This window comes from Burkholderia sp. Ap-955 (genome assembly GCF_011753045.1).
In the GTDB taxonomy this organism is placed as follows: domain Bacteria; phylum Pseudomonadota; class Gammaproteobacteria; order Burkholderiales; family Burkholderiaceae; genus Burkholderia; species Burkholderia lata_D.
Genome location: NZ_VWWH01000161.1, coordinates 1 through 8,475, shown reverse-complemented (window position 1 = coordinate 8,475; position 8,475 = coordinate 1). Strand labels below are relative to the sequence as shown.

Sequence of the window (8,475 nt, the reverse complement as noted above, 5' to 3'; positions counted from 1 at the left end):
CACGCACGCGCCGAACGCGTCGAGCACCAGCGCGCGCGCATTCGGCAGCGGCAGGCCGAGCGGCACGCCGCTCGCCGGATCGCGCGCATCGGCGGCGATCGACGCCGTGTCGCAGGCGATCGCACCGACGGTTGCCTCGGTCGGCCCGTAGTGGTTGATCACGCGGCAGGCTGGCGCCAGCGCGGCCAGGCGCGCGACGAGCGCCCACGTGAGCGTTTCGCCGCCGGTCACGAGCGCGTGGCGCGGCAGCACGTCGGCCGGCACACGTGCGTCTAACAGCGCCTGCAGGTGGCTCGGCACGATCTTCAGCACGCCGACGTCGCGGCGGCGCATTTCGTCCGCGAACAGGTCGGGATCGAACGCGCAGGCGGCCGGCAGCAGGTGCAGCGTGCGGCCCGCGCACAGCGCGCCGAACAGCGTCGTGTGACCGAGGTCGGCCGCGACGGTCGACACCATCGCGAACGACGCGTCCGGGGCGAACGCCAGTTCGTCGAGCATCCCCTGCACGTAGTCGGCCAGCGCGCCGTGCGACACGACGACGCCCTTCGGCGTGCCGGTCGAGCCCGACGTATAGATCAGGTACGCGCCCTGTTCCGGATGCGGTGCGATGCGCACGCCGGCCGCATGCGCGAGGGTTGCGTCCTGCGCGAGCGCGTCGACGTCGAGCGGCTGTGCGTCGATGCCGGCAGGCCACGCGGCCGGGTCCGCGACGAGCGCCCAGCGCGCGCCGCAGTCGGCTGCCGCCGCGGCCAGTCGCGCGGCGGGCTGCGCGGGATCGAGCAACACGGCGAGCGCACCGGCCTTCAGCGCGCCGAGCAGGCCGACGACGAAGCGCGCCGAGCGTTCGATGCAGACGATGACGGACGCTTCGGCGGCCACGCCGCGCTGGGTCAGCGCACGTGCGATGCGGTTCGATGCGTCGTCGAGTTCGGCGAACGTCAGCGACGCCGACTCATCGGCGAGCGCGACGCGATGCGGATACGCGGCGGCCTGCCGCGCGAACGCGGCGACGATGTCCGCATGCTCGACGCGCAGTGCACGGCCGTCGCGCGGCTGGCGTGAAGCGGCCGACGCGTCGCACGGCAATACGGCCGTCGTTTGGTGCGGATCGCGCGCGGCCGCGCCGACGAGCGCCGCGTAGCTGTCGAGCCACGCCCGTGCGGTGTCGGCGTCAATGCAGTCGGTCGCATAGGCCGCGACCAGTTCGATGCCATTCGCATCGTCGGTGAAATCCACGGCGAAATCGAAGCGTGCGGCGAGGTCGGGCCCCGGCGTTGCAACGGCCGTCGCGCCCGGCAGCACGCTGTCGTGCCGCGCATCGAACTGCTGCGCGAATTTCACGCGCAGCCATTCGTCGCCGCGCTTGACCGGCGGCTTCACCGCATCGACGACGCGCTCGAACGGCACGTCCTGATGCGCGACCGCGTCGAGCGCCGCCGTGCGGGTCGCATCGACGAGCGCGCGGAACGGCAGCGTCGGCGCCACTTGCACACGCAGCGCGACCGTATTCAGGAACAGCCCGAGCAGCGCGCGCGTTTCCGGGCGCTGGCGATGCGCGACCGGCACTGCGACGACGACGTCCGTTGCGCCGGTCAGGCGCGACAGCCACGCGTCGAGCCCGGCCAGCAGCACCGTGAAAACCGTTGCCTGCGCGTCGCGCGCGAGTTGCCGCACGTCGGCCGCGACCGCGTCGGGCAGCCGCACCGACACGCGCGCGCCTTGCAGCGTGCGTGTGGCGCCCGGTTGACGATCGACCGGCAGCGCGAGCGAGCCCGGCACGTCGCGCAACGCGCTGCGCCAGTAGTCGAGCTGACGCTCACCCTCGCCGCCGGCCAGCATGTCGCGTTGCCAGTCCGCATAGTCGGCGTACTGGATCGGCAGATCGGGCAGCGAAGGCTCGCGGCCTTCGGCATACGCGCAATAGGCGGCCGACAGTTCGTCGAACGCGCAGCGCGAGCTCCAGCCGTCGGTGATCGCGTGATGCGCGGTCAACAACAGGCGATGACGATCGTCGGCGAGTGCGACCAGCGTCGCGCGCAGCAGCGGGCCGCGTGCGAGGTCGAACGGTTCGGCCGCATCGCGCTCGGCGAGACGCGCGGCTTGCGCGTCCCGTGCGGCGGGCGGCTGGTCGCGCAGGTCGATGTCGGCGATCGACACCGGCAGATGGGCATGAATCCGCTGCATCACGACGCCGTCGTCGTTGTCGACGAGCGTCGTGCGCCAGGCTTCGTGGCGTCCGATCACGTGATCGAGCGCGCGCTGCAGCGCCGCGCGATCGAGCGTGCCGTCGATCGTCCAGTGTGCGGCGATGTGATACGCGGCGCTCGCATCGCGCGTTTGCGCGAGTACCCAGAAACGTTGCTGGGCGAGCGACGCGGCACGGTCGACATGCGGCACACCCGCCGCACCCGCATCGCGCGTGGCACGGCGTGCGGAAATCGTGGCCAGCGGCTCGCCGGTTTCGCGCTCCGCACGATCGACCGCTTCGGCCAGTTCGAAGAGCGCCGGATCGGCGAACAGCGTGTCGAGCCGCAGGTTCACGCGCACCGCAGCACGGATCGCGGCCTGCAACTGCATCGCGGCGAGCGAATCGGCGCCCAGCGCGAAGAATCGGTCGTCACGCGACGGCGTGACGTCGAGGCCGAGCAGCGTCTGCCAGAGGCCGGCGAGCTGTTGTTCGGTCGGCGTGCGCGGTGCGTCGCCGCGGCCTTGCGCGGTGTCGCGCGCGGCGGCGAGCTTCTCGCGCAGCGCGGCACGGTCGATCTTGCCGTTCAGCGTGTACGGCAGCGCATCGCACCGCACGAACCGGTGCGGCTGCCAGGCGGCCGGCAGCTGCGCGGCCACATGCGCTTTCAGCGCCGCATCGTCGGCCGCCGCGCGCAGCGCGACGCACGCGATCAGCCGCGTCGGCCCGCTGCCGGTTTCAGCGACCACGGCCGCGTCGGCCACGGCCGGATGCGAACGCAGGCACGCAGCGATTTCAGCGGGCTCCACACGCACGCCGCGCACCTGGACCTGATCGTCGAGGCGCCCGAGATAGTCGAATGCGCCGTCGTCGCGCAGCCGTGCGAGGTCGCCCGTGCGGTACACGCGCGCACCGGGTTCGCCGTCCGCATCGGGAATGAAACGTTCGGCCGTCAGCGCCGGGCGGCCGTGATAGCCGCGCGCGACGCAGACGCCGCCAAGCAGCAGTTCACCCACGCCGTCGGCCTCGCCGCCGTCGACACGCGCGACGCGCGGCCCGATCACGCGGCCGATCGGCAACGACGCGTACGCATCGTCGGCGGCCAGCACGGGCGTCTCGCCCGGCTCGACCGGCCACAGCATCGGCGAGATCACGGCCTCGGTCGGCCCGTAGCCGTTGATCAGGCGTACCGACGGGAACGTGCCGCGCACGAATTCGAATGCCTGCTGCGGCAGCGCTTCGCCGCCGAACGCGAGCACGCGCAGTGCCGGCGGCACGCCGTCGCGCGCGGCCACCGCCGCGAACTCGCGCAGGTATGCGGGCGGGAACGCGGCCACGTTGACCGATTCATTCACCATCAGCGCATGCGCGGCATCCGGCGCGAACGGCTGCGGCGGCGCCACGACGATGCTCGCGCCGGTCGCGAGCGGCGCGAGCCAGCATTCGTGCGCGGCGTCGAAATTGACCGACGCGAAATGCAGCAGGCGGTCGCCGGCCTCGATCGGCAGCGCCGCCGCGAGCGCGTCGCAGTGCGCGGCGAGCGGCCCGTGTTCGACGACGACCGCCTTCGGCGTGCCGGTCGACCCCGACGTATAGATCATGTAGGCGGCCGAACGCGGGTGGACGGTCACTGTTTCGTCATCGGCGGCAATAGGCTGCCCGTCCGCCGCTTCCGCTGCCATATCAAACGCGTATTCGAACGGCTTGCCGAGCGCCGCACGGCCGGCCGCGTCGACGATCCCGTGCCGCAACTGCGCATCCTGGACGATCCAGTCGAGGCGCGCGGCCGGATGACGCGGATCGAGCGGCACGAACACGCCGCCCGCCTTCAGCACGGCCAGCAGCGCGACGAACAGTTCGCCCGAGCGCTCGACGCACACGCCCACCCGCACTTCCGCGCCGACGCCGGCCGCGCGCAGTTGCCGGGCCAGCCGCGACGCCCGCGCGTCGAGCGCGCCGCGCGACAGGCGCAAGTCATTCTGGAAAGGGACCGCGATGGCGGGTGCGTCGGGCTCGATGCGCGCCAGTTCGCGGATTCGGTGATGCAGCGCAGTCGGGAAACTCGTCATGTGCGTGAAGTCCTTCGGTCCGGCCGCTTCGGCCAAGTCTCGGGGCCGCTTGGGGCGGCTTCACTGGTGTGACGAACGGCGCGGCCGATTTTTTACCGTTTTGTGCGCAAAGCGCGTGCGGACGCTTTTTTTGAACGGGCCGCTAAATATTTGCGCGGCCCGTTCGTCTATCAGGGAGGAAAGCCGGAACGGGGCCCCGCCTCGCCCACCGCTTTCGCGCCCGTTTTGCCGTTTCCGCGTTTTTGCTTGCCTTCCCTTTACCGACGTTGCCGATGACAGCCGCCCACGAGCCTTCTTCCCCGCCGTCCCTCGACGCTTCCCCCGGCCGCCCCGCGGCGCGCCTGATCCTTGCGCTGTTGCGCGAAAGCCGTGTATCGCTCGCGCTGGCGCTCACCGCGTGTGTGCTGAACGGCGTCGCGAGCGTGCTGCTCGTCGCGACGCTGAACCGCGCGCTCTCGCAGCCGGGCGCGGCCGATGCGTCGCTCGCGTGGCGCTTCGCGCTGTGCGCAGTGATCGCACTCGTCACGCGGATCGTGTCCGGCACGCTGTTTGCCCGCCTGTCGCAGGACACGATGGCGCGGCTGCGCGTGCATCTCGCGCGGCGCGTCGGCGCGGCCGAGCTGCGCGACATCGAGCGGATCGGCGCGGCGCCCGTGCAGTCGGTGCTGACCGACGACGCCACCAACGTGTCGATGCTGTTCTTCGCGCTGCCGAACCTGGTCATGCACGGCTCGATCGTGTTCGGCTGCCTCGGCTACCTCGCGTGGCTGTCGTGGCCGGTGTGCCTGCTCGCGCTGGCCGCGATCCTCGCCGGCTCGCTCGGCTATCACACCGGCGACCGCCGCGCGATCGCATCGCTCGAAGCGGCCGGCCAGGCGCAGGATCGGCTGTTCGGCTATCTCGGCTCGCTGTTTTCCGGCGCGAAGGAGCTGAAGCTGCACGATGAACGCGCCCGCCAGTTCGTCGACGGCCAGCTCGGCGCCGCGATCGGCGAAGTGCGCGACCACCGCCGCCGCGCGTTCAGCGCGTATGCGGTCGGGGTCGGCTGGATCATCTTCCTGTTCTATGTGTTCCTCGGCATCGCGTCGTTCTGGCCGCAGCTCGGCGTGCATGCCGATCCGGCCGCGGCCGCCGGCTACGTCGTCGTGTTCCTGTTCATGCTCGTGCCGCTCGACGGGCTGCTGAACAACCTGCCGACCGTCAATGCGGCCCGCGTGTCGCTCACGCGGATCGAAGGCGTGATGGCCGAATTCGGCGCGCTGCGCACGGTGCCGCCCGCAGCCGACGCACCCGACGTGCCGCCGGCCGGTGCCGTCACGCTGCGCGGTGTCACGCATGCGTACTTCCACGAGCGCGACGAACGGATGTTCAGCATCGGGCCGATCGACCTGACGATCCAGCCGGGCGAGCTGGTGTTCATCGTCGGCGGCAATGGCAGCGGCAAGACGACGCTCGCGAAGGTGCTGACGGGCCTCTACGAGCCCGAGGAAGGCACGATCGAGGTCGATGGCCGCACGATCGGCTGGCGCGAGCGTGCCGCGTACCGGCAGCACTTCAGCGCGGTGTTCAACGATTTCCATCTGTTCGATGCGCTGCTCGGCATCGTCGATCCCGACGATCCGTCCCGCGCGCAGGCCGATGCGCGCGCGAACGCGCTGGTCGCGAAGCTCGCGCTCGATCACAAGGTGAAGGTGGTCGACGGCGCGTTCTCGACCCGCGCGCTGTCGACCGGGCAGCGCAAGCGGCTCGCGCTCGTCGTCGCATACCTGGAGGACCGGCCGTTCTACCTGTTCGACGAATGGGCGGCGGACCAGGACCCGTCGTTCAAGGCCGTGTTCTACGAGCAACTGCTGCCCGAGCTGCGTGCGCGCGGCAAGGCCGTAATCGTGATCACGCACGACGACCGCTACTTCGATCTCGCCGACCGCCTGTTGAAGCTCGACAACGGGCGCATCGTCAGCGATACGACGCCGGCGCGGTCGCGCGCGCAGGACGGCGTCGATGCGCTGAGCGCGTAACAGGCAGTGGATGAAAAAATCGCCGACGCGCTGCAATGGCAGTGCGTCGGCGATTTTCATTTCGGAAGGAAGTATGACGGGCGCATGGCGCGTTCGTGTAGCGGCCCGCTCCGATCACCAAGCATCAGGCCAACCGCAGCGCCCTGTCCGTCGAAGTCGAAGCGGCGTCATACGCCGATCGACCGCCGCGCACTCGACTCAACGCATGGCCGGCAGCTTCAGCATCGTATCGGTCATCACGTCAGCCAGCTTCAGTGCCGACATCGGCCCGCCGAACCCCCAGATATTGCGTTCGATCAGCGCGATCCGGTGTTCCTTCATCGCGGGCACGAAGCGCCACACCGGCGAATCGAGTTTCGCGGATAGCGGCACGTCCATCCCCGATGCGGTCACGAACAGCACGGCCAGCTCGCGCTGCCTGAGCAAGTCGGCCGACGTCACGTACAGCGTGCCTTCCCGCGTCGGCTTCTTCGGCCACGGATCGAGGCCGAGCGCCCGCGCGAGGCCCGCCGACGTGCTGTTGCCCGTATAGGCCCAGTAGCGGTCGGGCAAGCCGAGATCCTGCAGCAGCGCGACGCGCTCGCCCGTGCGGCCCGCGGCCGCGAGCCGCGCCGCATTGCGCGCGATGCCTGCGTCGAGCTGCGCATCGACCGCCTGCGCGCGCGCGTCGCGCCCCGTCACCGCACCGATCGTCCGGAAGATCTGCCGCATCCAGTCGAGCTGCGTGACCGGCACGCCGCCGTCCGACACGTTCGGGCTGAATTGAAACAGGATCGTCGGCGCGATCCGGTCAAGCGCATCAAAGATCGGCGCATGGCGGAAACCGACTCCGATGATCAGGTCGGGCTTGACCGCCGCAATTGCCTCGAGGCCCGGCTCCTGGCGCGAACCGATATCGGTCACGTTCGCGAGCCGGTCGCTTCGATAACCGAGCCAGCCCGGATAGAACGCGGTATCGGCCATCCCGACCGGCACGATGTCGAGCGCGATCACGCTTTCCGCGAACATGAAGTCGAGCGCGACCACGCGTTGCGGGCGCACCGGCATCGTCGCGCTCGCCTGCGACACGACGGGATTGCCGGCCAGCGACACCGCCCCCTGCGCGCGGTGGGCATCGAGCGTCGCGGCAACGGCGCCGGACGATGCGGATAGCGCGCCACAGCACGCGGCGCCGAGCGCCGCGAGTGCGCCAAGCGCTTGCCGGCGGCCGGCATCGATCACCGGATCGCGTCCTGCTCGGCCAGCGCCGCGTCGTCCATCGTCAGTAGCAGGGGGCAGCTTCCACACAGTTGCGTTTCTCCAGGAATTTCATAGCGCAGGCAGCACACGCGACGCGCACGAAACGGCGTCGGCAGCAGCGTCGAGCGCGGCACGGCATCGCGCACGGGGACGCGCAGCGGATTCGGCTCGCCATGCACGCAGCGCGAACCGAACAGCCAGTCCGCATCGCGGACGGGATCGGCCGCGCATGGCAGCGAACGATACGCATCGAGCAGATAGTCGAGCAGGTTGCCCGCGTTGCTCCACAGCACGCGCGGCGTGACGCGACCCATCGCCGCGAGCAGGTCGATCACCGCGTCGAGATGCGCGACGAGCCCCGCATAGCGGGGCGCCGGGTCGTCGCACCGTACGCCGAGCGCATCGTGCGGGAAGTACAGCGCGGCGGGCATCCCGTCGTCGAGCGCGACGAACGTGCGCTCGGGCGACATGTCGAGCGGCCGGCCGAGCGTCAGCGCCGCGACGACGCCGGCCGGCGCCGCACGACCGAAATAGTATTTGCTCCATTGCGACATCAGCGCGCGCGCATGCTGCGCCGGATCGCCGCCGTAATGGCCGACCATCGCGTCGAGCACGATGTCGCGATGCGCGGGCAACGCGCTGACGGGTACGACGATCCGGCCCGGCGCATCGTGCGCGTCGTCCGGCATCCCGAGCCAGACGACGTCGAGGTGTTCGGCGAACGGTTCGGGCGCGAACGTCGAAAAACGCGTGGCGCGCGCGCCGTCGAGCGCGGGCGTCATCGCCCTGCGCGCCGGGCGCGGCGCCCCTCGAGGATCAGCAGCCCGAGCAGGTACGGCGCGCCGATCAGCGCGGTCAGCACGCCGGCCGGCACTTCGCGCGGCGCGACGACCGTACGCGCCGCGAGATCCGCCACGCCAAGGATCAGCGCACCGCAAGCGGCCGCGAGCCACAGCCGCGTCCG

5 protein-coding genes are annotated in these 8,475 nt (G+C 70.8%); 1 reads left to right on the top strand and 4 read right to left on the bottom strand.

Features of this window, described 5'->3' with window-relative positions:
• A partial coding sequence (locus tag F3J15_RS36365) for a non-ribosomal peptide synthetase (RefSeq protein WP_166897492.1) occupies positions 1-4,254 on the bottom strand: 4,254 nt, incomplete at its 3' end.
• 272 nt (positions 4,255-4,526) lie between these two features.
• On the opposite strand from F3J15_RS36365, the gene F3J15_RS36360 reads away from it, so the two are divergent.
• Positions 4,527-6,272: a cyclic peptide export ABC transporter gene (locus tag F3J15_RS36360; RefSeq protein WP_166897489.1), complete on the top strand. Its 1,746-nt coding sequence runs from the start codon at positions 4,527-4,529 to the stop codon at positions 6,270-6,272.
• Positions 6,273-6,470: 198 nt separating this feature from the next.
• On the opposite strand, the gene F3J15_RS36355 is transcribed toward F3J15_RS36360, so the two are convergent.
• From F3J15_RS36355 to F3J15_RS36345, 3 genes are all read right to left on the bottom strand, one after another.
• A complete protein-coding gene (locus F3J15_RS36355; RefSeq protein WP_166897486.1) occupies positions 6,471-7,493 on the bottom strand; it encodes an iron-siderophore ABC transporter substrate-binding protein in 1,023 nt (340 codons plus the stop codon).
• Complete coding sequence (gene fhuF / locus F3J15_RS36350) at positions 7,490-8,293, bottom strand: siderophore-iron reductase FhuF (protein ID WP_166897483.1); 804 nt, start codon at positions 8,291-8,293, stop codon at positions 7,490-7,492. The genes F3J15_RS36355 and fhuF overlap by 4 nt, the downstream gene beginning before the upstream one ends.
• Positions 8,290-8,475 (bottom strand): iron chelate uptake ABC transporter family permease subunit (locus F3J15_RS36345; RefSeq protein ID WP_166897480.1); only part of this gene is annotated, 186 nt, incomplete at its 5' end. The genes F3J15_RS36345 and fhuF, both read right to left, overlap by 4 nt.

Excerpts from the sequence above, each read along its gene's own strand:
- F3J15_RS36360 (WP_166897489.1), top strand. The coding sequence starts at position 4,527 with ATGACAGCCGCCCACGAGCCTTCTTCCCCGCCGTCCCTCGACGCTTCC.
- fhuF (WP_166897483.1), bottom strand. The coding sequence starts at position 8,293 with ATGACGCCCGCGCTCGACGGCGCGCGCGCCACGCGTTTTTCGACGTTC.